We start from the raw sequence: 23,715 nt of genomic DNA on the forward strand, positions 1-23,715 counted from the left end.
AGCCACCCCTTTTTTGATTTAAGATGCGTATGCAAGCGTTCCTCTCCAGATCAAAAGTTGAGGTCCCGCGTGATGCAGGTACTCGACATTGCCTTTTGCCTCTTTTCCGACCCATACACTCATTGTGTACGTATCCGTCAATCCGACAAACCAAAGGTCTCTGTACCCGTTGGATGTTCCGGTTTTGCCTCCTACATATCCGCCGCTGAAATTCGCTTTTTTCCCGGTTCCTTCTTTGACAACCGCTGATAAGAGCTGACGCATTTGGTTGTTTGTCCGCATGCTGAATACTTGCTGCGGTTTGTCTTTCCATTTGTAAAGCGTTTTGCCTTTTAAGTCCGTCACCTTTGTGATGGCATGGCTGGATGTATAGCTGCCGTTATTGCCGAAAGTCGTATAGGCATCGGCCATCTCCAGCGGTGAGAAGCCCCATGTAAATCCGCCCAGTGCAGCAGGAAGACGGTAGTCATTTTGAACGATTTTATCAAATCCGAACGGTTTTAAATAGCTGAATCCTTTTTGCACGCCGACCCGGTTCAGCATTCGTACGGCCGGTGTATTATACGAATTTTTAAAGGCTGTCTTGATCGACACGGTTCCGTATGTTCTTTCGTTGAAGTTGTTCGGACAGTATTCTTTGCTGCAAAATTTGCTTGCGTCAATCATGCTGCCTGCCGTCGCACCCGTTTCTTCAATGTACGGCCCGTAGTCAAGGAGCGGTTTAATCGATGATCCCGGCTGCCTGTATGCCTGGAATGCCAGGTTGTAATCATACTTTTTATAGTTTTTCCCGCCGGACATGGCGACGATTTGATGGGTTTGGTGGTTGATCACCACCGCTCCGCCTTGTACGCCTTCATAAGGGAGGCGATTATTCACTTGCTGGACGACCCGGTTTTGCATCCCGGTATCGAGCGCCGTATAAATTTTGATCCCGCTCGTCGTGAGGGAGCTGATGCGGTTAGACAGCTCTTTTTCGATTTTTTTCTTTTCTTCTTTTGTTTTTGCCTTTTTCAGCCGTTCGTCAAACCCTTCCGAAGCAGACACCAATTTGGTGAATTCCTCGTTGACATAAGTCGTATAGTCGGGATAAGCGTCTTTCTTTTCTTTTACATGAAGCGTAATTTTTTGCTTTACGGCTTTGCTGTATTCTTTTTCAGTGATCACGCCCGCTTTTTTCAGCCCTTCAAGCAGCCGCTTTTGGCGGGTTTTTGTGTAGTCAAAATGTTTCAAAGGATCATATAATGTAGGGTTATTAGGGATCGCGCAAATAAACGCCGTTTCGGCAAGGTTGAGAGATTTCAAAGGCTTGCTGAAATAGAAATAAGACGCGGATCCAATTCCGTAGACCCCATGATTAAAATAGATCGTGTTTAAATATTTCTCAAAAATTTCTTCTTTTGAAAGCTTTTTTTCCAGCTGATAGGAATACAGGAGCTCTGTGAACTTGCGGTCGAAGGTTCGTTCATGGTTCAAATACAAGTTTCTCGAAAGCTGCTGTGTAATCGTGCTGGCTCCCTGATCAATGCCGCCTTTTTTGACATTGGCTGCGGCGGCCCGGGCCATTCCGATAAAATCAAAGCCTTTATGCTGAAAGAAATGGCGATCCTCTGAAGTGAGAAACAGCTGCTTCACATGATCAGGGATATTTTTATAGGGGACAAATACCCGGTTTTGGTGATCTGAAACAATTTCTGAAATCAGGGCGCCGTCCCTGTCATACATGTAGCTGTTTTGTACAAGGCCGATATCTTTTATATTGATCTTCTCATCGAGCACCTGATCGAGAGGCTTCATATCCTGAGCTTCCCGGCCGGAGGCCATTAAGGTAAAGACAAATATAGGAATTAACATCAACAGAAAAATCCATCCAAAAAATGAACGCAACTTTGTCACTCTCTTTTCGCTAAATTCTAGCCATATCGTACCATTCTTTTTCGATATCGAGAAGGATAATTTGATAGATTGGCAGTTTTTTATCCGATTTCAGCTTGCTTTTGCCTCTGATTTTTTTTGCTGGGACCTTTGGAATATCAGAAGGCATGCTCCGCCGAAAAAGAGGACGGCAGTTGCGTAAAAAGCGGAAGAAATTCCGAAAAAGCTGGAAAGAACGCCGCCGAGCACCGGGCCGATGACATTGCCCAAAAATCTGAAACTTACATTATAGCCAAGCACTTCCCCTTGAATAGGCCCCGGAGATTCAACTCGGATTAAGGCGGTGATGCAGGGAATCATCCCGCCAAGCGCGATTCCGAACAGAAAGCGGAAGAACACAAGCATTTCATACTGAGATGTAAGTCCTTGCGGGATAACGCAAACCGCGGCAGCCAGCGCGAGAATCATCAATATTTTTCCATGGCCGAACCGATCGCCTAAGACGCCCCATTTTCTCGCGGCGAGAAGGCTTCCAAGGCCGGTTGCAGAAAAAGCCAGCCCTGAGAAAAATGCGAGATTGTCAGTTCCGTGCAGCTCGCTGACATATAAGGCAAGCAGCGGCTGAACACTGAAGTTTCCCACTTGAATCACAGCGGTGAGGATCATCGCCGTAATCAGCGGGCGCTGGTGCAAAATCGTCTGCAGCACCTGCTTTCTCGTATACCCGGCGGAGGCATCGCGCTTCGCCTTCAAAGGACGTTCACGCACTCCGATAAACACGAGGAAAACGGCGCTGTAAATGGCAAATGCCGTAATGAAAAACGTATATGTAAAACCGACGCGATCGGCGAGCAGACCGCCGAGCAAGGGGCCGAATAACCCTCCTGAGACCGTGCCCATCTGCAGCGTGCCGAGCACTTTGCCAGCCGTTTTTTTCGGCGTCTGAGCCGAAATCATGGCAAGGGAAGTGGGAATGAACCCGGTTACGAGCCCCATCGCCATTCTCAAAAAAAACAGTTCGTATACGGAAGAGACAAGGGACATGAGAAGAATGCAAGTGCCGATGCCGGTGCCCGTGATCAAGAGGATTTTTTTATAGCCGTGTTTATCTCCGAACCTTCCCCAAAAAGGAGAAACCAAAAAGGCCATCAAAAATGTGACGCCGAAAACGTATCCGCTCCATTTTGCCGTAAATCCGTCCGAATAGCTGCCGAGCGTTTCGATATAGAGGGAAAGAAACGGCAGAACCATTGTAGAGCTTGCGGCCACGAAAAAATTCGCGAACCACATGATCACAAGGTTTTTCTTATAAACAGAGATGCGAATCACCTTCTTAAAAAGTTTGAATTTCCTTCATTATAAATGAAATGTGGAAGCTGTATGGAATCGCTGCTCATTGGAAAAATGAAAATTGGGTATTTGAAGGAATTTTCAACATTTTCAGAAATTAAAACCTTAAATATAGAAATATAATGATATAATAAGAGAAATATGAACGTACTTTGGAAAACATTCAGAAGGCTTTAGGCTTGGACGATTTCCATCCGCTGCGCTACATCCATAAGTTTTTTATATTGAGATAGAAAGGCAGGTGTGAAAGTTGGAAGCGAGCACCTTACTGATTATTGATTTTGAATTTACAATGCCTGAGGGAAAGTATCACCCGCAAAATTTTTTCCCGGAAATCATAGAAGCAGGGATTGTAAAGGCGGTTCATGATGAGGTGGTTGAGACATTTTCAAGCTATATTAAGCCGAAGAAGTTCCCTAAATTAACGAGGCGCTGCAAAAAATTTCTCAGCATTACGCAGGAACAGGTTGACCAAGGCATCACGTTTAACGCGTTGATTGAAAAGCTGCGGGAGCTTGATCCTGACCAAAACAGCGCCATCATTACATGGGGAAACATGGATATGAAAGTGCTGAAGCAAAATTGCATGTTCAACCATGTTCCGTTTCCGTTTAAAGGAGAGATGAGGGATCTTTCCATGGAGTACAAGGAATTCTTTGGTGACAAAACATTGACGAATTTGTGGAAAGCAGCGGAAGAGTACGGCGATTCAGGAACGGGAAAACAGCATAAAGCGCTAGACGACGCGATGACAACGTATAAGCTGTTTCGGCTCGTAGAACGGGATAAGAAGTATTTGGAAAATCCGAAACCGACGACGATCGGCGAACGGGTTGATCTTTCAAAAGTTTTTCCGCACGCCACATAAATAACCCAATCTGGCGAACAGATTGGGTTATTTGTGCGGGAAATATTCATTTTCAAGCGCATGAATAAGTTCAAGCGATTTTGCCGCGTATTCGGACGAATCGTTTTGCAGATCCGTTTTTAAACGGTTTAAAGCTGAGCGGAGCGAATCCGCATAATCCGGTACAGCTTCATCGAACGGCTTCACCATACGATGCGGGATATTTGTCTGTTCACCGAAAGCGAGCGCTTTTCGTTCATGAAAAAAAGGGACGTCTGCCTTGTTGGGATGGTGAAGATCGCCTTGCTTCGGGTGGGTCAGCACGGCGAGGATTTTGACAAGGTAGTGCATCGGTTTAACATCCGTAATTTCGCCGATGTAGACGCCTGTCTTATAAAAGCCCTTTACACGATCGCCGACTTGAAATTGGTTGTTCACTGCATCTGCCTCCTAATGGTATCATAATAAATAAATGGTAAAAAAATCATTTCAGGGAGGAAGAAAAATGGCGCCGTTTCTGATTCAGTTTATGCTCTATTTTCCTGAAGACAAAAGAGAATATATCCCTTCTTTTATTACGCTGGCCGTTTTCTTTATCATCGCAATTGTTGTATTCCGGCTGATCATTAAACATTCCAAAAAAGAAGCTGAAAAAGCGGAAAAGCTGGAAAGAGAATTGAATGAAACCATCCACAAGCGCTCTTAGAAGCGCCCGTTTTTCAGCCGGAACGCTTATGAAAAAGCGGTCTTCAGACGTCTGAGCCCGTCTTTTACAACAGAGAGCGAACATCCGACATTCATTCTGACGAATCCTTCTCCGCCCGGTCCGTACTTTGGTCCCGGCTCCAGAATCAGCTTTCCTTTATGAAGGAGAAGCCGTTTGATGTCCTGATCCGTCAATCCGAGCTTGCGGCAGTCAAGCCATGCCAAGTAAGAGGCGTCTGGCTCCATCATGCGGACCTCGGGCAGCTCCTCTGCTAAAAAGCGGCGGACTTCTTCCATATTTCGTTCGATGTAAGGGATAAGCTGATCGAGCCACGGTTCGCCTTTTGAATAGGCCGCTTCGATTGCTGCAACTGCAAATGTATTTAAAGAATGCAGTCCCTGACGCTGCATAACTTTTGCAAAGGCGGTTCTCTTCGCCTTGTCGGGTATGATGATGGCTGAGGCCTGCAACCCGGCCAAGTTAAACGTTTTGCTAGGTGCAATACATGTGATCGAAATATCCGCGAATTCCGGAGATAAAGAGGCGAACGGCGTATGGTTCAGTCCGTTCAGCATCAGGTCTGAATGGATTTCGTCGGAAACAACTGTGACACCGTGTTTAAGGCAGAGTTCGCCCAGCGTTGTCAGCTCTTCTTTCGACCATGAACGTCCGGAAGGATTGTGCGGATTGCAAAGAATGAACATCTTCACATCCGGTTCCCCAAGCTTTTTTTCAAGGTCGGAAAAATCCATTTCATAGCGGCCGTCTTTTTCGATTAATGGATTGTGTAACACAACCCGTCCGTTTTTTTCAACAATATCAAAGAACGGCGTATATACAGGCGGCTGTACGACCACCCGCTCGCCGGGCTCTGTGTACGCCTGCACCGCTTGGGCTAGCGCTGTTACAATGCCCGGGCTGAAAGTGATAAGCCCCGGTTCAGTATTCCATCCGTGCCGGCGGCTGAGCCAATCGGTGACAGCTTCGTTCGTGCCCGCGCTTGCAGATGTATAGCCAAAAACCCCGTGCTCCAAGCGCTGCTGAAGAGCGTCGATAACGGGCTGGGGGGCGCGGAAATCCATATCAGCCACCCACATTGGAAGCGCGTCATCTACACCGAATAATTCCTGTGTTAAGTCCCACTTCACAGACTGGGTCCCGCGTCTGTTATGTTCTGTATTAAAATCCATGATCTCACCTCATGTCTTTTTCATATGTTATACATTAACTGTGATAAGGATAGATTGCAATGTTTTAACCATGAAAGCTTTTATAAAGTAAAGGGAGTGGCATCCGATGGAGTGGAGCAGTGTGCCCTGAGTGGGCTTTTCAGCGTCATCTCAACCCTATGAGCTGGTATATTCGCCCGGTCTTTCTCGTGGCGCTTGCGTATTTTTGCTATAGGCGGACTTGGAAAGGCGTCATCGTTACTTTTTTGCTGATGACGAGCAGCATGTTTTGGTTTCCCGTCCCCGAGCGGATCAATCCGGAGATGCAGGCTGTTTTGGATTACGAGCAGATGCTTTTGTCCAACCCGCTTTCTGCCGTGCTCACGCTCGCTTTTATGATGGGGTTTCTCGTGTTGATTGGCGCGGCATTTTGGAAGCGCTCCTTAGGGTGGGGACTTGCGGTATTGAATGTGACGCTGATCGGCAAGGTTGTGCTGTCAGTGATGCTGACGGGGGAAAACGGCTGGGCGCCCCTCGGAAATACCGTGTTCGGATTGATTCTCGTCAACGGCATCGGGCTGCTGCTGATCGCCTGGCGGAGGAAGCGGAGACAAGCCGGCCGATAGCCTGGTGCTTTCCTTATCGACAAGCCGGCGCGTTATGATACAATAGCTTTTGAAACATTACAATGAAGCGGTGATCATGATGAAAGAAAGTCAGGCAGCAGCACAAATCATCCACATCATAAAGGAATGGGATCCGTTTCAAGCCGGACCCGATTTTTATGAAACGGAAGCGGCCGAGATTGTTCAGGCCGTCTACACGGAAAACGACGCAGAGCGGCTGGGCGAAGCTATCCAGTCCGTTTTTGAAGTATCATTTGATCAGACGCTGCCGCTGGCAAAATGCAAACAGCTGGCTGAACGGCTCCTTGCGATCAAAGACAGCAGTTCGTGCTGATCAAAATTTAAAAACCGCCAAACGGCGGTTTTTTTTATATTCATGTCAAAATGAAATCGGCAATTTTGTCTGATACATAATCCGGATTTTCTTCGGGGACGAGGTGGCCGGTTTCCCGCAGGGAATAGAAAATGGAATTGGGCAAATCCTGATGAAGCCTTTTGCCGATCTGTACAGGGACAACGCGGTCCTCTTCGCCCCAGATTAAGAGGGAAGGCGTCTCGATTTTCTTCAAATCGTCCGGTAATAAATCGCCTTCCCGGTGTCTGATGAGACGCGCGAGCGCCCTGAAAATTTGATCGTCGAGAAACGGTTTCAGGTAGCCATTGATCATCTCCTGGTCGATCAGAGATCTGTCGTAGACAACATTCATGAGATTTTTCAGGACGCCTTGTTTTGACAGCCAGCGCTTGATGTACAAATAAAAATAAGGAATATGGCTCCCGAAAATGAGCGGGCGGGGGGAACGCTTTAAATAGCCTGAGCTGCACAGCAGGACGACTTTTTTAAACAGTTCAGGCCTTTCCTTTATCGCATAAAGTGAAATCTGGCCGCCCATCGAATGTCCGACAAGCACGGCGTCTCTAATCCTCAGCCTTTCGATCAGTTCGATGACCACCCTGGCCATGTTTTGATAGGTATACACAAAGGTGCTGGATTTTTCTGATTGGCCGAAGGGAGGCAGGTCAACGGCGACTAAATTAAACTCATCCTTCAGAAGAGGAATGATTTTTCTGTAGCAAAACGAGGAAGAAAGAAAGCCGTGTATTAAAACGAGCGATTGCCTGCCCGGATTCTCGTAATGCTCATAATATATATTGACCCCTTGAATGGTTTCAATAGAAGGTTTTGTTAACAGCATGATCCAAATCACTCCGAATGTTTTTCTTTCATGTTCAAACAATCTGGCTGCATGTTGTCGCCTAAGTCCTGAGTACGTTATTTATCGTACCCGAAAAAATTTTTTTCACGCTTTGTTTTCGCTTTTTTTACCGCCTTACATTCGTTCAAAAACGTGCTATAATATTCAGAAGATTTCTTGACATATAAAAGGTGTGATAACGAGATGAAGCTAACAGAAAAAGAAACAGAAATATTGGAAATATTAGAGGAAAACAGCCGCCTCGAACCTGAAACCATTGCTAAAATGGCGAACATTTCACAGGAAGAAACAAAAGCGATTATCGAAAAGCTTGAAAAAGAAAAGGTCATCATCGATTATTCGGCAATGATCGACTGGCGAAAAGTCGACGGCCATGAAGGCGTTACAGCGATGATCGATGTGAAGGTAACACCGAAGCGCGGCGTCGGATTTGACGAAGTGGCCGAGCGGATTTATCGTTTTCAGGAAGTTGAATCCGTTTACTTAATGTCAGGCGTATATGATCTGTCTGTTGTCATCCGCGGCAGAACGATGTCGGATATTTCGCATTTCGTGTCCGAAAAATTATCGACGCTCGAATCGGTCGTGTCGACAACCACCCACTTTATTTTAAAGAAATACAAGCATGACGGTAAAGTTTTTGACTCCGGTGATGATGACAAAAGAATCGTGGTGTCTCCTTAAATGAGGACAACTTATATTTCGAAAGCAGCCCAGCAAATCAAACCGTCGGGCATCCGCAAATTTTTTGATCTTGCGTCCACAATGGAAGGCGTGATTTCATTGGGCGTCGGAGAGCCCGATTTTGTAACGGCGTGGAATGTCAGGGAAGCGAGCATCCTTTCCCTTGAACAGGGCTACACGTCATATACGGCAAACGCGGGTCTTCTTTCTTTGCGGAAAGAGATCAGCGCTTATCTGAATAAACGCTTTCATCTGGATTATGCTCCTGATGACGAGCTGATTGTCACAGTCGGAGCAAGCCAGGCGCTTGATATTGCGGTCAGGGCGATCCTTGATCCCGGAGAAGAAGTGCTGATTCCCGAGCCTTGTTTTGTCGCTTATGAAGCGCTTGTTTCTTTGGCGGGGGGAAAAGCGGTTCATATTCACACGAACGCAGCGCGCGGATTTAAAGCGAGTGCAGCCGATTTTGAAGCCGTTCTGACTGAACGTACGAAGGCCATTATCCTTTGCACCCCGTCTAATCCGACAGGCTCTGTGTATTCAAAAAAAGAACTGGAAGAGATCGCGGCTTTTGCTGAACAGCATGACCTGATTGTAATAGCGGATGAAATATACGCCGAGCTGACATACGATGAAGCGTATACAAGCTTTGCGGAAATCGCCGGAATGAAAAAGCGGACGATATTGATATCGGGTTTTTCGAAAGGGTTTGCCATGACAGGCTGGCGCCTTGGATATGTCGCAGCTCCTGCATATTTAAGGGACCCTATGCTGAAAATTCACCAGTACTCGATGATGTGCGCGCCAAGCATGGCTCAATTTGCGGCGGAGGAAGCCCTTAAAAACGGTCTCGAAGACGTCGAAAAGATGAAAAAAAGCTATCGCCGCCGAAGGAATGTGTTTGTGGATTCACTGAACGAGATCGGGCTTGACTGTCATCAGCCGGGGGGCGCTTTTTACGCGTTTCCGTCCGTTAAAAAAACGGGCATGAGTTCAGAACAGTTTGCTGAGGAGCTTCTCATCGCAGAAAAAGTCGCCGTCGTCCCGGGCAATGTTTTCGGGCCGAGCGGCGAAGGCTATATCAGATGTTCTTACGCTTCCTCGCTTGAACAGCTTCAGGAAGCGCTCGTCAGAATGAAACGCTTTGTCCAGAAGACCGGTGCAGTTCAATAAAAAAATGCGCACCTAAAAGGTCCGCATCAACATAAGGGGGGGAATACTAGAAAGCCTTAGTTGTTCTTTAGTATTCCCCTTTCAGCTCGGTTTTAAACATACAATGCTTAAAAAAGTTTTTTTGCTTAATAAAGACTTGTATGATATAATTTTTTATTGCGTATAAAAAGAGTTAAATTCATATGATTTAGGAGTTGTTAGTTATGACAGCAAAATTTGAAGTAGGCAGTGTTTACACTGGAAAAGTGACTGGATTACAGGCGTACGGAGCGTTTGTTGCATTAGATGAAGAAACACAGGGACTCGTGCATATTTCTGAAGTAACACACGGTTTCGTTAAAGATATTAATGAGCACTTGGCGATCGGTGATGAGGTGCAAGTGAAGGTTCTTTCTGTAGATGAGGAAAAAGGCAAAATCAGCCTTTCTATCCGCGCTACACAGGCAGCTCCTGAACGAAAAGAAAGCAAGCCTAGAAGACAAAAGGCTGTTCAAGCCGAAGATACAGCTGCTCCACAAGGATTCAACACGTTAAAAGACAAACTTGAAGAGTGGATCGAGCAGTCCAACAGAAAAGATCTTATTAAGAAATAATTGAAAAACTCCGGCAAAAGCCGGAGTTTTTTTATCGCATTTCCGGCTGCTTGGCGTCTTCGCCAGCAGTCTCTTCAGCCGGTCTAAATAAAAGTCCGAGGTTGATCAGACCTGCAATTCCGACAAGCGCGTAAACGGTCCGGGCTAAAGCGGATCCTTGACCGCCAAAAATGGCTGCAACCAAGTCAAATTGAAAAAATCCTATCAGTCCCCAATTGATTGCTCCAATGATTGTTAATACCAATGCAATACGTTGAAGTGCATTCATTTGTTTTTCCTCCTTTTTGAAGTCCTATATTTCACATTTATAGATTGCGACGGATTTGGAAACATTATACGCTTGAGGAGCAGATCGCTTTACAGGGCATTCGGCGATTTCCCATAATAGTAAATAAAGGAGGAGATATAGATGGATAATTTTACATATTGGAATCCCACGAAGCTGATGTTCGGCCGGGGAGAAGTTGAAAAGCTGGCAGAAGAGGTGAAACACTACGGCCGCAATGTCCTGCTCGTATACGGCGGAGGCAGCATTAAACGAAACGGTTTATACGATCAAGTGATTTCAATCCTTGAAAAGGCAGGCGCGACCGTCCATGAATTGCCCGGTGTCGAACCGAATCCGCGTGTTGCCACTGTGAATAAAGGAGTCGCGATCTGCAAAGAGAACGATATTGACTTTCTATTGGCAGTCGGCGGCGGAAGCGTCATCGATTGTACGAAAGCGATCGCCGCCGGAGCGAAATACGACGGCGATGCATGGGATATTGTGACAAAAAAACATATTCCTGCTGATGCGCTGCCGTTTGGAACGGTTTTAACGTTGGCAGCAACAGGATCGGAAATGAACTCGGGATCTGTGATCACAAATTGGGAAACCAATGAAAAATACGGCTGGGGAAGCCCGCTCGTATTCCCTAAATTTTCAATTCTTGATCCGGTCAACACATTTACCGTTCCGAAAGACCACACGATTTACGGCATTGTCGACATGATGTCCCACGTGTTTGAGCAATATTTTCACCATACCGAAAATACTCCTTATCAGGACCGGATGTGCGAATCCCTGCTCAAAACGGTGATTGAAACAGCTCCTAAGCTCATTGAAGACCTTGAAAACTATGAGCTGCGCGAAACGATTCTCTATACAGGCACCATTGCGCTGAACGGTATGCTATCAATGGGCGCACGCGGAGACTGGGCGACGCACAATATCGAGCACGCTGTTTCGGCCGTCTACGATATTCCGCATGCGGGAGGGCTTGCGATCCTGTTCCCGAATTGGATGAAGCACACGCTTTCCGAAAATGTCGGCCGCTTTAAACAGCTTGCCGTACGCGTTTTTGACGTAGATGAAACAGGAAAAACCGATCGTGAAGTGGCGCTTGTTGGAATCGAGAAGCTGTCTGAATTCTGGACCAGCCTTGGCGCGCCAAATCGTCTTGCTGATTATGACATCACAGATGAGAAGCTGGATCTGATTGCCGACAAAGCGATGGCAAACGGCGAATTCGGCCGCTTTAAAACGCTGAATAAAGACGATGTTCTGTCTATTTTGAAGGCTTCTTTATAAGATTTCTTGACGGCTCAAGGAGGACCGCCATACCTTGAGCCGTTGTTCATTTGTTATCTTTTTGACAAAACTGCGCGTGGCGGCTGAAAAACATGCATTTTTGCGCGCCTGCCTCCATCCTCCTTTTTTTCGTCACTTGATTTAACGAAGGAGTTCATATAAAGTGAAAAGGGAAGAGGCTGTCGCCGAAAATCGACATGTTTTAAAACCCTTTGGCCCGCACTCTCATGAAAATGAAAGCGCTGGCGGGTATATGGAAGAAAACAGCTAGTACTGGAGGTTTAATAATATGACGCATGTCCGTTTTGACTACTCAAGAGCATTGCCATTCTTTAAAGAACATGAACTTACATATCTGCGTGACTTCGTGAAAGTCGCCCACCATACCATTCACGAAAAAACAGGTGCGGGCAGCGACTTTTTAGGATGGGTGGATCTTCCGACTGACTACGACAAAGAAGAATTCGCCCGCATTAAAAAATGCGCTGAAAAAATTCAAAATGATTCCGATGTTTTGCTGGTTGTCGGAATTGGCGGTTCATACCTCGGCGCAAGAGCGGCGATCGAAATGTTGAATCATTCATTTTACAATGTGCTGCCGAAAGAAAAGCGTAAAACGCCGCAAGTGATTTTCATCGGCAACAACATCAGCTCTTCTTACATGAGAGACGTGATGGATCTTCTTGAAGACGCTGATTTTTCAATCAACGTGATTTCTAAATCAGGCACAACGACAGAACCGGCGATTGCTTTCCGGATCTTCCGCAAGCTTCTTGAAGAAAAGTATGGAAAAGAAGAAGCGAAACGCCGCATTTATGCAACAACTGATAAAGAGCGGGGCGCATTAAAAACGCTTGCTAATGAGGAAGGCTTTGAATCATTTATCATTCCTGACGATGTCGGTGGCCGCTTTTCTGTGCTCACAGCGGTCGGCTTGCTTCCAATCGCAGTCAGCGGAGCCGATATCGATGAAATGATGAAGGGCGCCCGCGATGCGAGCAAAGACTTCTCCACATCAGAGCTTGAAGACAATCCGGCTTACCAATACGCGGTCGTCAGAAATGTCCTTTATAACAAAGGCAAAACGATTGAAATGCTGATCAACTACGAGCCGGGCCTTCAGTACTTCGCAGAATGGTGGAAGCAGCTCTTTGGCGAAAGTGAAGGAAAAGACGAAAAAGGCATTTATCCATCTTCAGCCAACTTCTCGACGGATCTTCACTCTCTTGGACAATACGTACAAGAAGGAAGAAGAGACATGTTCGAAACGGTGCTGAACGTTGAAAAGCCGAGACATGAGCTGACAATCGAAGAAGCGGACAATGATCTTGACGGCTTAAACTACCTTGCCGGCAAAACGGTCGACTTCGTCAATAAAAAAGCGTTTCAAGGCACAATGCTCGCGCACACAGACGGTAATGTGCCGAACCTGATCGTGAACGTACCTGAAATGAACGCTTACACGTTCGGCTACCTCGTGTACTTCTTTGAAAAAGCCTGCGCAATGAGCGGATACCTGCTCGGCGTCAACCCGTTTGACCAGCCTGGAGTGGAAGCGTACAAAGTCAATATGTTCGCTCTCCTCGGCAAGCCTGGCTTCGAAGAGAAAAAAGCAGAGCTTGAGAAACGTTTGGATCAATAAACGAAAAAACAGCCTCCGGACTTATTGTCCAGGAGGCTGTTTTAATTCATATGACGGATGCTGAAGTCCAGTAGACGGATAAAATTCGTCATGAGTGTAGACGAATCCCAATTTTTCCAGTCGTTTTTGTGAAGCTGTATTTTCAGGGTGATGTCCCGCAAACAGCTTTTTTGCCCGGATTTTGTTAAATGCGTATTCAATCATGGCCTCAGCCGCTTCAGATGCATAACCTTTCCCCCAAGCCGAACGGACGAGATGAAAACCAAGCTCGTACACATCATTTTCCGGGTCATAGGGGCGAAGTCCGCAACATCCGATGAATTCGTTGTTTCCTGTTTTAAATATCGGGAAGTATTGCACACCGTGTGTTTTGTATTGTTCGATCTCAAGCAGCAAACGATTTCTTATTTCGCTATCGGTCATAATTCCGTCTGCTGTCAGATATTTGGCCACATCTCGATTTCCCCACAATGTCTTTGCCAAATTCAAATTCTCTTTAGCCCATAAAGAAAAGCAGATGCGTGTTGTTTGCAGAAAGCAGTGCTTCATTCCATTCCGGTCCCCCTTGTAAGGCAGCTGTTCACCTTATTTTAACACGGCAATAGCCGGCGGGGCTCGTTAACCTAATGATTCATCCCGTAAATCGTAAACGCGAGATAAGTCGCGAAAAAACTCCACAACACATAAGGGACAAGGAGAAGTGCTGCTCTTTTATGAATGCGAAGTATAATCAAGGCGAGCGCAAGAGCGGTCAAGGCTACGAAAAAGGAGTCGGCCGCGGCAGCAAGTACGTTTTTTTCCGTGAATTGAAAATAGCTGAATGCCTGGTTAAACAAATAGTTAATGATCAGCATGATCCAAAATGGCGCCGCTGCTTTTCTCAGATCATATGTGGCATACACAAGCGCCGCCGCTAATGAAATGAAGGCGAACAGCACGCTCCAGATGGTTCCGATCAAACGGCCTGACGGTGTCCAATCCGGTTTGTTCAATGACTCATACCATTCCCGGTCTACCGGGAATAAAACGCCCGCCAGTGAAAACAGTGCATATGTAGCAATAAACACGATGACAGCCGTTGCTATTTTTTCCTTCTTCAATAAAAGTCCCTCCCCATTGTAAGCTCATACCTTTGTCTTTCCCTATTCGTTTAAATATACTCATACCGCACAAGCTTCTGATCCATACTAAAAAATAAAACGGGTGAAGTGACATCATGTTATTTGTATTGGAAACGTTGTTTCTCATCTTAACGGGTATTGTTCTGCTGAGAATTTCGGGGAGGAAATCAATTTCACAGATGACGATAGCCACCACCGTCGTCATGATTTCCATCGGAACGATCATTGTTCAGCCGATCATTGAAGACAGCATTTTTAAAACGGTGGCAGCTGCATCGATCTTTATCATCGTCCTTCTGTTGATCGAGTATTTGAAAATGAAATTTGATTTTTTTGAAAGCCTGATTGCGGGGAAAGCCGTTGTATTAATCGAAAACGGCGAGCTTCAGAAGCAGAACCTAAAAAAGCACCGCCTGACTGTCGACCAGCTGGAAATGAGGCTCAGGACACAGGGGATTTCAAAATTATCGGACGTGAAAAACGTAACGCTCGAATCAAACGGCCAGATCGGCTACGAGTTATCGGATGATGCAAAGCCTTTTACTATGGGAGAGTATAAAAAATTCCTCCGCATGCAAAACAACCTGCAGCAGCCGGAGGACAATCTGTTTAAGGAAATCAATGAAGGGCACCTGCACGAACCTGATAAACAATTGCGCTAGGGCCCTGAAGTATAAAAACGAAAAAAGGAGTTTTTTTATGATAAGCTTACCTTCTGAACTGGAAAACCGGTCGTTTTCTCTTTATCATCTCGAACAGACGCTCAAGCCTCTCGGTTATGTAATCAGCGGCGGCTGGGAATATGACCGCGGCTTTTTTGACTATAAAATTGATGATGAGGAAGGATACTTATTTTTGCGGATTCCGTTTGAAGCGGAGGACGGACAGCTTGATTCGCAAAATGCGACGGTCAAGCTCGGTACACCGTTTTTGCTTCGCCACGTCTATCAGGAAGCGCTGGACGACTACGTCGTTCAGGGGAATTTTCGCGCATCTTTTGACCAGTTTGCTGAACCAAAAGAAAAAGACGCCGATATTCCCGGCGTCTATGAAAAGCTTGGCCAATCGTATGTAAAAGAACTCGAAAAGGCGCTTCTTTCCTAAAGTGACAGCAGCTGGTCTGTCGGCTGAAGCTTGTACGAAAATGAAGGAGACAGCACAGGCCCGTCTTTTTGGTGAATACCGATGACGAAAATGTCTTCCTTCATGAAATGGTGAATCACTTCTTGAAAAGACGCACCTTCCATCGTCTTCGGAAGCGGAACCCGATGGACTTTGAAATGAATATCGGCTTCCTTAAATAGCGGATCAGAAAGCTGATTTTTAATGAGAAAATGCTGCAGCATCGCTGTTTTTAAAAGGTCCGCCGTACTGATGATTTGGTTCGCTCCGGCGCGCTCGGCATTTTTTTTCTGCTTTTCCGTCAAGATTTCTACAACGCAATACACCGACGGGTTCAAGCCTTTAACAGCCAGCAATGTTAAGACCGACTGCATATCTGCAGATATTTCGCTTTTATGCTGATCGGCGGTAATAAAGACGATTTCAGCTTCTTCAATATTGGCTTTTTGCAGTGTGGCATCATCCGCAGCGGGTCCTCTGATGAAATGAATGTTTTCCATCAGGGGGCCTTCCTTTAGTGTTTCATCAATGAGCACGATCGTTTTGTTTGAATCGGCGGCCTGGAGCGTCCTCATCAGCTTGTTGGATTTCTCGTTCCAGCCGATCAGGATCATATGTCCCTTGCCTCTGTAGTTGACCTTGCCTTCGGCGTAGCGCTGCTGCTTGCTAAAAGCGGCCGTCGCCATCGTTGCAAAATAGGCCGTGACAAACGCTGCCCCTATTAAAATAAGGAGCATGCCGACGGTTTTGCCGAGTGCGGTTTTAGGGACAAAATCGCCATATCCGACTGAGGACACGGTGATCAGCGCCCACCATACGCCTTCAAAAACGTTTGAAAACTGCTGCGGCTCGACGAATGTGATCAGCTGGCCGAAAAGGATGATCAATAAAAGGATAATGATTGCGATGCGGACATATATCGGCCACCTCAGCCATGCGATAAATACACGGTTTGATTTCATGTTTCTTCACCGTCTTTCCGCAGGGAAAATGATAAAATCTCTTTGATGATTGCATTTAACTTTTGATTGGTGCTTACTTTCCCGTGCTGTTCAATGGCTTGTCTGATCATTTCTGCCGTTTCTTCTTCAAATTCGATCAGCTGCTCGTCTTTTTCCGATTCGTTATAGAGAAGAATGAACGCATCAAGCCCTTCATTCATTTTATCAATCGCCGTGCTTAACTGTTCTTTTTCCTGATCCGTTACTTTCACCGTGTCACCACCCGTGCTCTCCTTTTTATTCAGTATATCCCTATTTTACAAAAATTTTTCAGGTAAAAATAAACCTTCGATAACCGACAATAACCGGTAGAGCTGAAGATTTTTACTGGGGCGTCATATCGGTTCCCGTCCTTCCATACACTTTTTATAAACGGATGAGGGATGGGAGCGGAATGTCCTGTTTAATGAGGCTCTTTTTCATACTGGTCGGAGTCCAGCTGATGGCGGCGGCATCCATTCAATTCATTTTTGATTTAAACGCCGTTTATCATTCCTCTGATGAGGTATTCTGGAGGGAGTTTTTCAAGGAGCTGTCCACAAGGCCGCCTTTCTATATCATGGTGTCAGGAATGGTGCTGATCTTTATCGGGGTTTGTTTACCGCGAAGAAAAAGGTAGTGCACTTTTCTGTACAAAAGGAAATCCCTCGGGATAAAATATATTTACAATTAAAATTTTAAACGACTTATCACAAGAGGGAAGATGATTGCATGAGCATGATTTTTTACTTGTTAACATTTGCTGCATTAGGTTTATCGATTTGGGCACAATTTAAAGTAAAGAGCAACTTTGAAAAATATTCAAAAGTAGAGGCGTCAAGCGGGAGAACTGGAGCCGAAGTGGCCAGACAGATTCTCGACCAAAACGGCCTTTACGATATCCCGGTTGAACCGGTAAGAGGAACCTTGACAGACCATTATGACCCGACAGCACGCGTTGTGCGCCTGTCCGAACCCGTATATTACGGCCGTTCAATTGCAGCGGTTTCCGTTGCTTCCCATGAATGCGGACATGCCCTGCAGCATCAGGAATCATACGGCGCACTTGTTTTGAGGCATAAGATGTTTCCGATCGTGAACTTTTCTTCGGGAGTGGCGCCGTTTTTGTTTATCGGCGGAATGCTGCTCGGAAGCCTGAATCTGATCGGACTCGGCATCATTTTGTTTTCGGCGGCCGTATTCTTTCAGCTTGTGACACTGCCTGTTGAATTTAACGCAAGCTCCCGGGCAAAAAGGATCATCGTTTCAGAAGGAATGATCCGCAACACGGAAGAAAGAGGCGTCAGCAAGGTGCTGGATGCCGCGGCTCTGACATATGTTGCTGCAGCGCTTGTTTCGCTGTTTGAGCTGCTGCGCTTCGTCGCAATTTTCCTGTCCGGTCGTAATGACTAACCATTCGTCTTAAGGAGGTGGCCCCTTACCATATTTGGTAAGGGCTTTTTTTGAATATCCTGAATCTCATACTCGTCATACTTTTAATTGCAGCTACGGCTTTTTTCGTTGTCGCCGAATTTGCGATCGTCAAAATCCGCGGCACAAAAATCGATCAGCTTGTTGAAAGCGGGGATAAGCGGGCGATTGCGGCCAAAAGAGTGGTGACAAATCTTGATGAATATTTGTCTGCCTGCCAGCTCGGCATTACCATCACCGCATTAGGGCTCGGCTGGCTCGGAGAATCGACATTCGAAAGGATCATCCATCCGCTTTTTGAACTATTTGGCCTGCCTGAATCCGTTTTAAGAGTGGCTTCGATTGTTACCGCCTTTGTCATCATTACATTTTTGCACGTTGTGGTCGGCGAGCTTGCGCCAAAAACGATTGCGATTCAAAAAGCGGAAGCCGTCAGCTTATGGACGGCGAAGCCGCTCATTTTGTTTTATAAAATCATGTTCCCGTTTATCAAACTGCTGAATGGCTCGGCCCGGCTGTTAACGAAGCTGTTCGGGTTCCATTCGGTTAAAGAGCATGAAGTGGCAATCAGTGAGGAAGAGCTGCGGCTTATGCTGTCTGAAAGCTATAAAAAAGGAGAAATCAACCAGTCTGAGTATAAATACGTCAACAAAATTTTTGAATTTGACAACAGACTGGCCCGGGAAATCATGGTGCCGAGAACGGAGATGGCTACCTTGTTGGCCGATCAATCCATAAAAGAAGCGATTGAAACCGTCATTAATGAACGCTATACGAGATATCCGGTCATTAAGGATGATAAAGATCATATTATCGGAATTGTCAACAGCAAGGATTTGTTTAAATCGTATTTTCTCGACGAGACGATTCCTTTAACGGACTTAATGAGGCCTGTCATCAGGGTGATTGAGAACATACCGATCCAGGAGCTCTTGATTCGCATGCAGAAGGAACGGATTCATATGGCCATTCTTGTTGATGAGTACGGCGGAACGGCAGGACTGGTTACGGTTGAAGACATATTGGAGGAAATCGTCGGGGAAATCCGGGATGAGTTTGATCAGGACGAAATGCCGCACATTATAAAAAAAGGCGAACACCATTATATTATGGACGGAAAGGCTTTAATCGACGAAGTGAATGACCTCCTTCATATCGCGATTGAAAACGAAGAAGTCGATACGATTGCCGGCTGGCTTCTGACGCAAAAGATGGAGCTGAAAAACGGTGACATCTTCAAAACTGAGGGATGCGAATTTAAAATTCTTGATGCTGAAGATCATCATATCCGTTTCATTGAAGTGAAAAAAACGGAATTTTAAAAAGACAGCTGCGGGCGACCGCGGCTGTTTTTTAGTTCGATGGCCGTTCTTTATTTCAATAAAATGGATATCTTTTCAAAGATAAGAGGATATATCTATGGAAATTCATGACTTTTTACGAATGTACTCCGTTTCGTTCTTTTTTATAATAGGGTGTATAAATATGAGGAGGTTTTCAATACGTGAGAAACAACCATTTGCTAAAAGCTATCCTGCTATGGGGAGCTGTATGTATCATGCTGCTGACGGGGCCGCTCTCAGCGCTTGCTGCTTCGTCATCAAACCCGTCGGATAAATTGTATTTTAAAAACAAAAAATACTACATATTCAACAATGTTTGGGGAGCCGACCAGGTCAGCGGCTGGTGGCAGACCATTTATCATAACAATGATTCAGACATGGGCTGGGTATGGAATTGGCCGAGCAATACAAGCACAGTAAAAGCTTATCCGTCGATCGTCAGCGGCTGGCATTGGACTGAAGGCTATACTGCGGGCAGCGGCTTCCCGACCCGATTGTCAGATCAAAAAAACATCAACACGAAAGTCAGCTATTCGATCAGTGCGAACGGCACGTACAATGCCGCATATGACATTTGGCTCCACAATACAAACAAGGCAAGCTGGGGTTCGGCTCCAACCGATGAGATTATGATCTGGCTCAATAACACAAATGCCGGACCTGCCGGTTCTTATGTCGAAACTGTTTCGATCGGCGGGCACAATTGGAAAGTATATAAAGGCTATATTGATGCTGGAAGCGGCAAAGGATGGAACGTGTTTTCATTTGTCAGAACGGCAAACACCCAACGTGCGAACCTGAATGTTCGGGATTTCACGAATTATCTTGCCGACTCCAAACATTGGCTTTCCAAAACAAAGTATGTCAGCAGTGTGGAATTCGGGACGGAAGTTTTCGGAGGCACAGGACAAATTAATATTTCCAATTGGGACGTAACAGTCCGCTGATGGATTCACACCGCTCTTTCACAAAAAGAGCGGTGTTTAATTTATTCCAAATGTTCTTTTTTAGACGTTCGCAACTGAAATATTACGATACCATCCTTACGTATTGCCGTTTATCTTCATCCTGTATAACCACTCCAAGCTTTGCCAGGTCTTTGCGCAGAATTTTTGCTTCTTCATGTTTATTATCCAGTAAAGCTCGTTCTCTGGCTAAAAGTAGCGTATTGATATGCGAGGGAAAATCGGGGTGATCCGCAACCCAGCGTTGATACTCATTCTTAAAAGGATCTTCGTCTGCCCATTTATAGCCGTGATGTTTAAAAGCACTTTCTGCAAGGGCTCTCTTTGATTCAAGTTGTTCACGGTACAATTCAGTACCCTTATGATCAAGAACAACAAGATCCTTATTCTCAAGATAAACTGCAGAAATGTCTTTTTTCTCAATCACTTCTTCTTTCTCTTTAAACAACAGCTTCACATTTTGATCAGAGATGAACACCTGAAGAATTTCAGTGAAAATATATTGTGAAAAAAATAGGCCGGCAACGATTCCGATAACTGCAGCGATAATTGAAACCCAGAAATTGTTTAGTGATGTGATAAATTCCAAAGGCCCTTTAAAAGGAACGATTGGAATGGTCAATACCCAATCGGCTATAACAGGCAAAAACCATCCAAGAACAGCTCCTAAAACCGGTGGAATGATCCAATATAAGGTTTTCTCTATTTTAGATAATCCAATAATCGTTTCCTGATTCAAAATCTTTCACTGCCTTTCATCACATGACTGACTGCTGTTTCCCATATTTTTTTATAATCCATCTCGATTCCTAAAATCATAAAGTTACCCAAATTATCAATGATCAGGGCAAGGGAGTGTGCATTCACTTTGGTGTTTTTAGAAGAGATGACACCGAGTTCGACACCGTAAGAAAGCAAAGCTTCAAAACCTTCTAAGAATTGTTCCATGATAGATTTAAGCTTTTTCTCATACCTTGGTTTTTGTGCTGCACTTAAAACAAACTCGTGTACCACTTTTAAAGCAGGAGAGTTATGTTTATACTCTTCAAAATAGCGTATGCCGTCTGTTATTAATCGTTTTTTAAAGTTCTCCTTCGTGTACTCATTGATTGAAAAAAATTCAGAGAAATTGTGATCATCAAATACAATGTGAAATAGATAATCCACCAGCTCTTCTTTAGAAGGGAAATAATAGTAAATAGCCGGTTTAGAAATGCCGACTTCCGATGCAATCATTGAAAGGCTCGTGCCTTTTAGGCCGTGTTGGGCAATAAGAGTAAATGCTGCTTCAACAATCGCATCTTGGGTGTTCATTTTCTTTTTCATTGAAATCATCCTTAGCATAATCTGTATATTTATTTTACTTACCGATAGGTAAAAAAGCAACTGTAATTTATGCTTTACATATTCTGTATTAACAGATGCTCCGTTTCAAAAGGATTAAAGCTTCTTTCACCTACTACTTGCCATCACCCTTGCTGCCTTCAAAGGATTTATAAGCCGCAAAGCATATTTAGTATTGAGAAACGTATAATCGTTGGTATATCAAAGTTTATAGGATGTTTATGTTCGGAGTCTAAAAATATTTTATTCATACAACAAGGGGTGTTTGAATGACAAGGGCATGGTGGAAAGAGGCTGTCATATATCAAGTGTATCCGCGCAGTTTTATGGATTCGAACGGGGATGGCATCGGAGATATCAACGGGATCAGAGAGAAGCTTCCGTATATCAGGGAGCTCGGGGCAGATGCCATTTGGATTTGTCCGGTCTTTGATTCTCCCAATGCCGATAACGGTTATGACATCAGGGATTATCAAAGCATTATGCCGGAATTTGGCACGATGGACGACTTTGACGCTCTGCTGACTGAAGCGCATCAGCTCGGAATGAAACTGATCATCGATCTCGTCATCAATCATACGAGCGATGAACATCCATGGTTTATCGAATCAAGGGCAGAGCGGAATTCCGGGAAGCGGGACTGGTATATTTGGCAAGACGGAAAGGACGGGAGCGAACCGAACAACTGGGAAAGCATATTCGGCGGCTCAGCCTGGACTTATGACGAAAAAACAGAGCAATATTATCTGCACTTGTTTCACGAAAAGCAACCGGATCTGAATTGGGAAAACAGTGACATGCGAAGCGCTCTTTATGACATGATCAACTGGTGGCTTCAAAAAGGAATCGACGGGTTCAGGGTTGACGCGATTTCACACATTAAGAAAAAAGAAGGACTTCCGGATCTGCCGAATCCGGAAGGGCTCTCTTTTGTGCCTTCATTTGCTTATCATATGAATGTCGACGGGATTATAGCGTTATTGCAGGAACTAAAAGAAAATACGTTCGCCGGGTATCCCCATATCATGACAGTCGGCGAAGCAAACGGTGTCAGCGCTGAAGAAGCGGAGGACTGGGTTGGAGAATCAAACGGGATATTCAGCATGATTTTCCAATTTGAACACCTCGGTCTTTGGGGGATTGAAGGCGGAGAACTCGATCTCCCCGAACTCAAGCGGATATTGTCAAACTGGCAATCGGCTCTTGAGGGGAAAGGGTGGAACGCGCTTTTTATCGAAAATCATGATCAACCCCGGGCCGTTTCAGTCTGGGGAGATGACGGGAAATACAGAGTAGACAGCGCCAAGGCCTTAGCTGCGATGTATTTTTTGATGAAAGGCACCCCGTTTATTTATCAAGGGCAGGAAATCGGAATGACAAACGCGATTTTCTTCGATATAGATGATTATGATGACGTATCGATTAAAAATGATTACCGGATTCAAAAAGAAAAGGGCCGCTCACACGAAGACATCATGAAGGCGGTTTGGAAAAAGAGCAGGGATCACGCCCGCACGCCGATGCAATGGACGGATCGGCCAAATGCCGGCTTTACTAAAGGAGAACCGTGGCTCTGCATGAACGAAAATTACAAGCTGATCAATACGGTTCATCAGCAGCATGACCCCCGGTCAGTCTATCATTTTTATAAACGGTTGATCGCGATCAGAAAGCGGTATGACGTCTTCATCGACGGATCATATGAACTGCTCTTGCCTGAGGATCGGCAGATTTTCGCATACTTGCGAAAGCTTCGGGAAGAAACGGCCATCGTGATCGTCAACCTTAGCGCGCGCCAGGCGTTTTACCATCATCCCGCATACCCGTTATGTACGGACGGACTGCTGCTGTCAAATGCTGATATCAACGCGCACAAGCACCTTACATCTTTTGTGATGAAGCCTTATGAGGCGCGCGTTTACATGATCAGACAGGAAATCGGCGATTTATAACG

The 23,715-nt window shown here is 45.4% G+C and carries 27 protein-coding genes and 1 pseudogene; 16 read left to right on the forward strand and 12 right to left on the reverse strand.

Annotation, left to right across the window (positions count from 1 at the left end):
- Nucleotides 1-18: 18 nt before the first annotated feature.
- Together LQ247_RS04920 and LQ247_RS04925 are read right to left on the reverse strand one after the other, a co-directional pair.
- Nucleotides 19-1,854, reverse strand: a complete 1,836-nt coding sequence (locus LQ247_RS04920; RefSeq protein ID WP_052252271.1) for a transglycosylase domain-containing protein — start codon at nt 1,852-1,854, stop codon at nt 19-21.
- Nucleotides 1,855-1,986: 132 nt separating this feature from the next.
- Nucleotides 1,987-3,165: an MFS transporter gene (locus LQ247_RS04925; protein ID WP_025809721.1), complete on the reverse strand. Its 1,179-nt coding sequence runs from the start codon at nt 3,163-3,165 to the stop codon at nt 1,987-1,989.
- Nucleotides 3,166-3,475: 310 nt separating this feature from the next.
- Between LQ247_RS04925 and kapD the strand changes: the two genes are divergently transcribed.
- A complete protein-coding gene (gene kapD / locus LQ247_RS04930; RefSeq protein WP_023856141.1) occupies nt 3,476-4,093 on the forward strand; it encodes a 3'-5' exonuclease KapD in 618 nt (205 codons plus the stop codon).
- A 27-nt stretch (nt 4,094-4,120) separates the two neighbouring features.
- Here kapD and LQ247_RS04935 read toward each other — a convergent pair whose 3' ends face one another.
- The gene (locus LQ247_RS04935; protein ID WP_023856140.1) at nt 4,121-4,510 is read right to left on the reverse strand and encodes a kinase-associated lipoprotein B; all 390 of its coding nucleotides are present in this window, start codon (nt 4,508-4,510) and stop codon (nt 4,121-4,123) included.
- A 67-nt stretch (nt 4,511-4,577) separates the two neighbouring features.
- On the opposite strand from LQ247_RS04935, the gene LQ247_RS04940 reads away from it, so the two are divergent.
- Nucleotides 4,578-4,778, forward strand: coding sequence for a hypothetical protein (locus LQ247_RS04940; RefSeq protein ID WP_020452772.1), 201 nt, complete (start codon nt 4,578-4,580; stop codon nt 4,776-4,778).
- Between the two features lie 26 nt (nt 4,779-4,804).
- Here LQ247_RS04940 and LQ247_RS04945 read toward each other — a convergent pair whose 3' ends face one another.
- The gene (locus tag LQ247_RS04945; protein ID WP_026580044.1) at nt 4,805-5,968 is read right to left on the reverse strand and encodes a MalY/PatB family protein; all 1,164 of its coding nucleotides are present in this window, start codon (nt 5,966-5,968) and stop codon (nt 4,805-4,807) included.
- A 106-nt stretch (nt 5,969-6,074) separates the two neighbouring features.
- On the opposite strand from LQ247_RS04945, the pseudogene LQ247_RS04950 reads away from it, so the two are divergent.
- A pseudogene (locus tag LQ247_RS04950) lies at nt 6,075-6,573 on the forward strand (hypothetical protein).
- 79 nt (nt 6,574-6,652) lie between these two features.
- A complete protein-coding gene (locus tag LQ247_RS04955) occupies nt 6,653-6,907 on the forward strand; it encodes a DUF1871 family protein (protein WP_023856137.1) in 255 nt (84 codons plus the stop codon).
- A gap of 40 nt (nt 6,908-6,947) precedes the next feature.
- On the opposite strand, the gene LQ247_RS04960 is transcribed toward LQ247_RS04955, so the two are convergent.
- On the reverse strand, nt 6,948-7,769 hold the full coding sequence (locus tag LQ247_RS04960; protein ID WP_023856136.1) for an alpha/beta fold hydrolase: 822 nt from the start codon (nt 7,767-7,769) through the stop codon (nt 6,948-6,950).
- Nucleotides 7,770-7,973: 204 nt separating this feature from the next.
- Between LQ247_RS04960 and LQ247_RS04965 the strand changes: the two genes are divergently transcribed.
- From LQ247_RS04965 to yugI, 3 genes are all read left to right on the forward strand, one after another.
- The gene (locus tag LQ247_RS04965) at nt 7,974-8,474 is read left to right on the forward strand and encodes an Lrp/AsnC family transcriptional regulator (protein ID WP_003184796.1); all 501 of its coding nucleotides are present in this window, start codon (nt 7,974-7,976) and stop codon (nt 8,472-8,474) included.
- A complete protein-coding gene (locus tag LQ247_RS04970) occupies nt 8,475-9,647 on the forward strand; it encodes an aminotransferase (protein WP_101561524.1) in 1,173 nt (390 codons plus the stop codon).
- Between the two features lie 203 nt (nt 9,648-9,850).
- Nucleotides 9,851-10,240 carry a S1 domain-containing post-transcriptional regulator GSP13 gene (gene yugI / locus LQ247_RS04975; protein ID WP_020452765.1) on the forward strand — a complete coding sequence of 130 codons (390 nt, stop codon included), beginning with the start codon at nt 9,851-9,853 and terminating at the stop codon, nt 10,238-10,240.
- A gap of 31 nt (nt 10,241-10,271) precedes the next feature.
- Here the strand turns inward: yugI and LQ247_RS04980 are convergent, their stop codons facing one another.
- Nucleotides 10,272-10,508 carry a DUF378 domain-containing protein gene (locus tag LQ247_RS04980; protein ID WP_020452764.1) on the reverse strand — a complete coding sequence of 79 codons (237 nt, stop codon included), beginning with the start codon at nt 10,506-10,508 and terminating at the stop codon, nt 10,272-10,274.
- 141 nt (nt 10,509-10,649) lie between these two features.
- Here LQ247_RS04980 and LQ247_RS04985 point away from each other — a divergent pair, with 141 nt between their 5' ends.
- Together LQ247_RS04985 and LQ247_RS04990 are read left to right on the forward strand one after the other, a co-directional pair.
- On the forward strand, nt 10,650-11,813 hold the full coding sequence (locus LQ247_RS04985) for an iron-containing alcohol dehydrogenase (protein WP_101561525.1): 1,164 nt from the start codon (nt 10,650-10,652) through the stop codon (nt 11,811-11,813).
- A 289-nt stretch (nt 11,814-12,102) separates the two neighbouring features.
- Nucleotides 12,103-13,455, forward strand: a complete 1,353-nt coding sequence (locus LQ247_RS04990; protein ID WP_020452762.1) for a glucose-6-phosphate isomerase — start codon at nt 12,103-12,105, stop codon at nt 13,453-13,455.
- Between the two features lie 21 nt (nt 13,456-13,476).
- On the opposite strand, the gene LQ247_RS04995 is transcribed toward LQ247_RS04990, so the two are convergent.
- Nucleotides 13,477-14,004 carry a GNAT family N-acetyltransferase gene (locus LQ247_RS04995; RefSeq protein WP_144498838.1) on the reverse strand — a complete coding sequence of 176 codons (528 nt, stop codon included), beginning with the start codon at nt 14,002-14,004 and terminating at the stop codon, nt 13,477-13,479.
- A 74-nt stretch (nt 14,005-14,078) separates the two neighbouring features.
- Nucleotides 14,079-14,555, reverse strand: a complete 477-nt coding sequence (locus LQ247_RS05000; protein ID WP_144498836.1) for a TspO/MBR family protein — start codon at nt 14,553-14,555, stop codon at nt 14,079-14,081.
- Nucleotides 14,556-14,671: 116 nt separating this feature from the next.
- Between LQ247_RS05000 and LQ247_RS05005 the strand changes: the two genes are divergently transcribed.
- Both LQ247_RS05005 and LQ247_RS05010 read left to right on the forward strand, forming a co-directional pair.
- A complete protein-coding gene (locus LQ247_RS05005; protein WP_101561526.1) occupies nt 14,672-15,238 on the forward strand; it encodes a DUF421 domain-containing protein in 567 nt (188 codons plus the stop codon).
- Nucleotides 15,239-15,275: 37 nt separating this feature from the next.
- Nucleotides 15,276-15,680 carry a YugN-like family protein gene (locus tag LQ247_RS05010; RefSeq protein WP_020452758.1) on the forward strand — a complete coding sequence of 135 codons (405 nt, stop codon included), beginning with the start codon at nt 15,276-15,278 and terminating at the stop codon, nt 15,678-15,680.
- Here the strand turns inward: LQ247_RS05010 and LQ247_RS05015 are convergent.
- Nucleotides 15,677-16,660 carry a potassium channel family protein gene (locus tag LQ247_RS05015; protein WP_231005634.1) on the reverse strand — a complete coding sequence of 328 codons (984 nt, stop codon included), beginning with the start codon at nt 16,658-16,660 and terminating at the stop codon, nt 15,677-15,679. The genes LQ247_RS05010 and LQ247_RS05015 overlap by 4 nt on opposite strands.
- Nucleotides 16,657-16,911, reverse strand: coding sequence for a membrane-integrating protein MstX (locus LQ247_RS05020; protein WP_020452756.1), 255 nt, complete (start codon nt 16,909-16,911; stop codon nt 16,657-16,659). The genes LQ247_RS05015 and LQ247_RS05020 overlap by 4 nt, the downstream gene beginning before the upstream one ends.
- A gap of 182 nt (nt 16,912-17,093) precedes the next feature.
- On the opposite strand from LQ247_RS05020, the gene LQ247_RS05025 reads away from it, so the two are divergent.
- From LQ247_RS05025 to LQ247_RS05040, 4 genes are all read left to right on the forward strand, one after another.
- Complete coding sequence (locus LQ247_RS05025) at nt 17,094-17,318, forward strand: hypothetical protein (protein WP_023856126.1); 225 nt, start codon at nt 17,094-17,096, stop codon at nt 17,316-17,318.
- A 98-nt stretch (nt 17,319-17,416) separates the two neighbouring features.
- On the forward strand, nt 17,417-18,091 hold the full coding sequence (locus LQ247_RS05030; RefSeq protein WP_023856125.1) for a zinc metallopeptidase: 675 nt from the start codon (nt 17,417-17,419) through the stop codon (nt 18,089-18,091).
- Nucleotides 18,092-18,141: 50 nt separating this feature from the next.
- The gene (locus LQ247_RS05035; RefSeq protein WP_026580038.1) at nt 18,142-19,431 is read left to right on the forward strand and encodes a hemolysin family protein; all 1,290 of its coding nucleotides are present in this window, start codon (nt 18,142-18,144) and stop codon (nt 19,429-19,431) included.
- Nucleotides 19,432-19,613: 182 nt separating this feature from the next.
- On the forward strand, nt 19,614-20,399 hold the full coding sequence (locus LQ247_RS05040) for a GH12 family glycosyl hydrolase domain-containing protein (RefSeq protein ID WP_020452753.1): 786 nt from the start codon (nt 19,614-19,616) through the stop codon (nt 20,397-20,399).
- Nucleotides 20,400-20,481: 82 nt separating this feature from the next.
- Here LQ247_RS05040 and LQ247_RS05045 read toward each other — a convergent pair whose 3' ends face one another.
- Nucleotides 20,482-21,156, reverse strand: coding sequence for a YqeB family protein (locus tag LQ247_RS05045; RefSeq protein WP_023856124.1), 675 nt, complete (start codon nt 21,154-21,156; stop codon nt 20,482-20,484).
- Entirely contained in the window at nt 21,153-21,743 is a 591-nt protein-coding gene (locus LQ247_RS05050; protein WP_016886099.1) for a TetR/AcrR family transcriptional regulator, read from the reverse strand. The genes LQ247_RS05045 and LQ247_RS05050 overlap by 4 nt, the downstream gene beginning before the upstream one ends.
- 287 nt (nt 21,744-22,030) lie before the next feature.
- On the opposite strand from LQ247_RS05050, the gene LQ247_RS05055 reads away from it, so the two are divergent.
- Nucleotides 22,031-23,713, forward strand: a complete 1,683-nt coding sequence (locus LQ247_RS05055) for a glycoside hydrolase family 13 protein (protein WP_105979951.1) — start codon at nt 22,031-22,033, stop codon at nt 23,711-23,713.
- Nucleotides 23,714-23,715 lie beyond the last annotated feature (2 nt).

Source organism: Bacillus sp. BS3(2021) (genome assembly GCF_021043345.1).
Taxonomy (GTDB): Bacteria; Bacillota; Bacilli; order Bacillales; family Bacillaceae; genus Bacillus; species Bacillus paralicheniformis.

Coding starts and splice junctions, on each gene's coding strand:
- LQ247_RS04925 (WP_025809721.1), bottom strand. CDS start 3,165: ATGTGGTTCGCGAATTTTTTCGTGGCCGCAAGCTCTACAATGGTTCTG.
- LQ247_RS04960 (WP_023856136.1), bottom strand. CDS start 7,769: ATGCTGTTAACAAAACCTTCTATTGAAACCATTCAAGGGGTCAATATA.
- LQ247_RS04955 (WP_023856137.1), top strand. CDS start 6,653: ATGAAAGAAAGTCAGGCAGCAGCACAAATCATCCACATCATAAAGGAA.
- LQ247_RS05005 (WP_101561526.1), top strand. CDS start 14,672: ATGTTATTTGTATTGGAAACGTTGTTTCTCATCTTAACGGGTATTGTT.
- LQ247_RS04985 (WP_101561525.1), top strand. CDS start 10,650: ATGGATAATTTTACATATTGGAATCCCACGAAGCTGATGTTCGGCCGG.
- yugI (WP_020452765.1), top strand. CDS start 9,851: ATGACAGCAAAATTTGAAGTAGGCAGTGTTTACACTGGAAAAGTGACT.
- LQ247_RS04920 (WP_052252271.1), bottom strand. CDS start 1,854: ATGTTAATTCCTATATTTGTCTTTACCTTAATGGCCTCCGGCCGGGAA.
- LQ247_RS04965 (WP_003184796.1), top strand. CDS start 7,974: ATGAAGCTAACAGAAAAAGAAACAGAAATATTGGAAATATTAGAGGAA.
- LQ247_RS04970 (WP_101561524.1), top strand. CDS start 8,475: ATGAGGACAACTTATATTTCGAAAGCAGCCCAGCAAATCAAACCGTCG.
- LQ247_RS05030 (WP_023856125.1), top strand. CDS start 17,417: ATGATTTTTTACTTGTTAACATTTGCTGCATTAGGTTTATCGATTTGG.
- LQ247_RS04980 (WP_020452764.1), bottom strand. CDS start 10,508: ATGAATGCACTTCAACGTATTGCATTGGTATTAACAATCATTGGAGCA.
- LQ247_RS05050 (WP_016886099.1), bottom strand. CDS start 21,743: ATGAAAAAGAAAATGAACACCCAAGATGCGATTGTTGAAGCAGCATTT.
- LQ247_RS04940 (WP_020452772.1), top strand. CDS start 4,578: ATGGCGCCGTTTCTGATTCAGTTTATGCTCTATTTTCCTGAAGACAAA.
- LQ247_RS05055 (WP_105979951.1), top strand. CDS start 22,031: ATGACAAGGGCATGGTGGAAAGAGGCTGTCATATATCAAGTGTATCCG.
- LQ247_RS05025 (WP_023856126.1), top strand. CDS start 17,094: ATGTCCTGTTTAATGAGGCTCTTTTTCATACTGGTCGGAGTCCAGCTG.
- LQ247_RS04945 (WP_026580044.1), bottom strand. CDS start 5,968: ATGGATTTTAATACAGAACATAACAGACGCGGGACCCAGTCTGTGAAG.
- LQ247_RS04990 (WP_020452762.1), top strand. CDS start 12,103: ATGACGCATGTCCGTTTTGACTACTCAAGAGCATTGCCATTCTTTAAA.
- LQ247_RS04995 (WP_144498838.1), bottom strand. CDS start 14,004: ATGAAGCACTGCTTTCTGCAAACAACACGCATCTGCTTTTCTTTATGG.
- LQ247_RS05010 (WP_020452758.1), top strand. CDS start 15,276: ATGATAAGCTTACCTTCTGAACTGGAAAACCGGTCGTTTTCTCTTTAT.
- LQ247_RS05015 (WP_231005634.1), bottom strand. CDS start 16,660: ATGAAATCAAACCGTGTATTTATCGCATGGCTGAGGTGGCCGATATAT.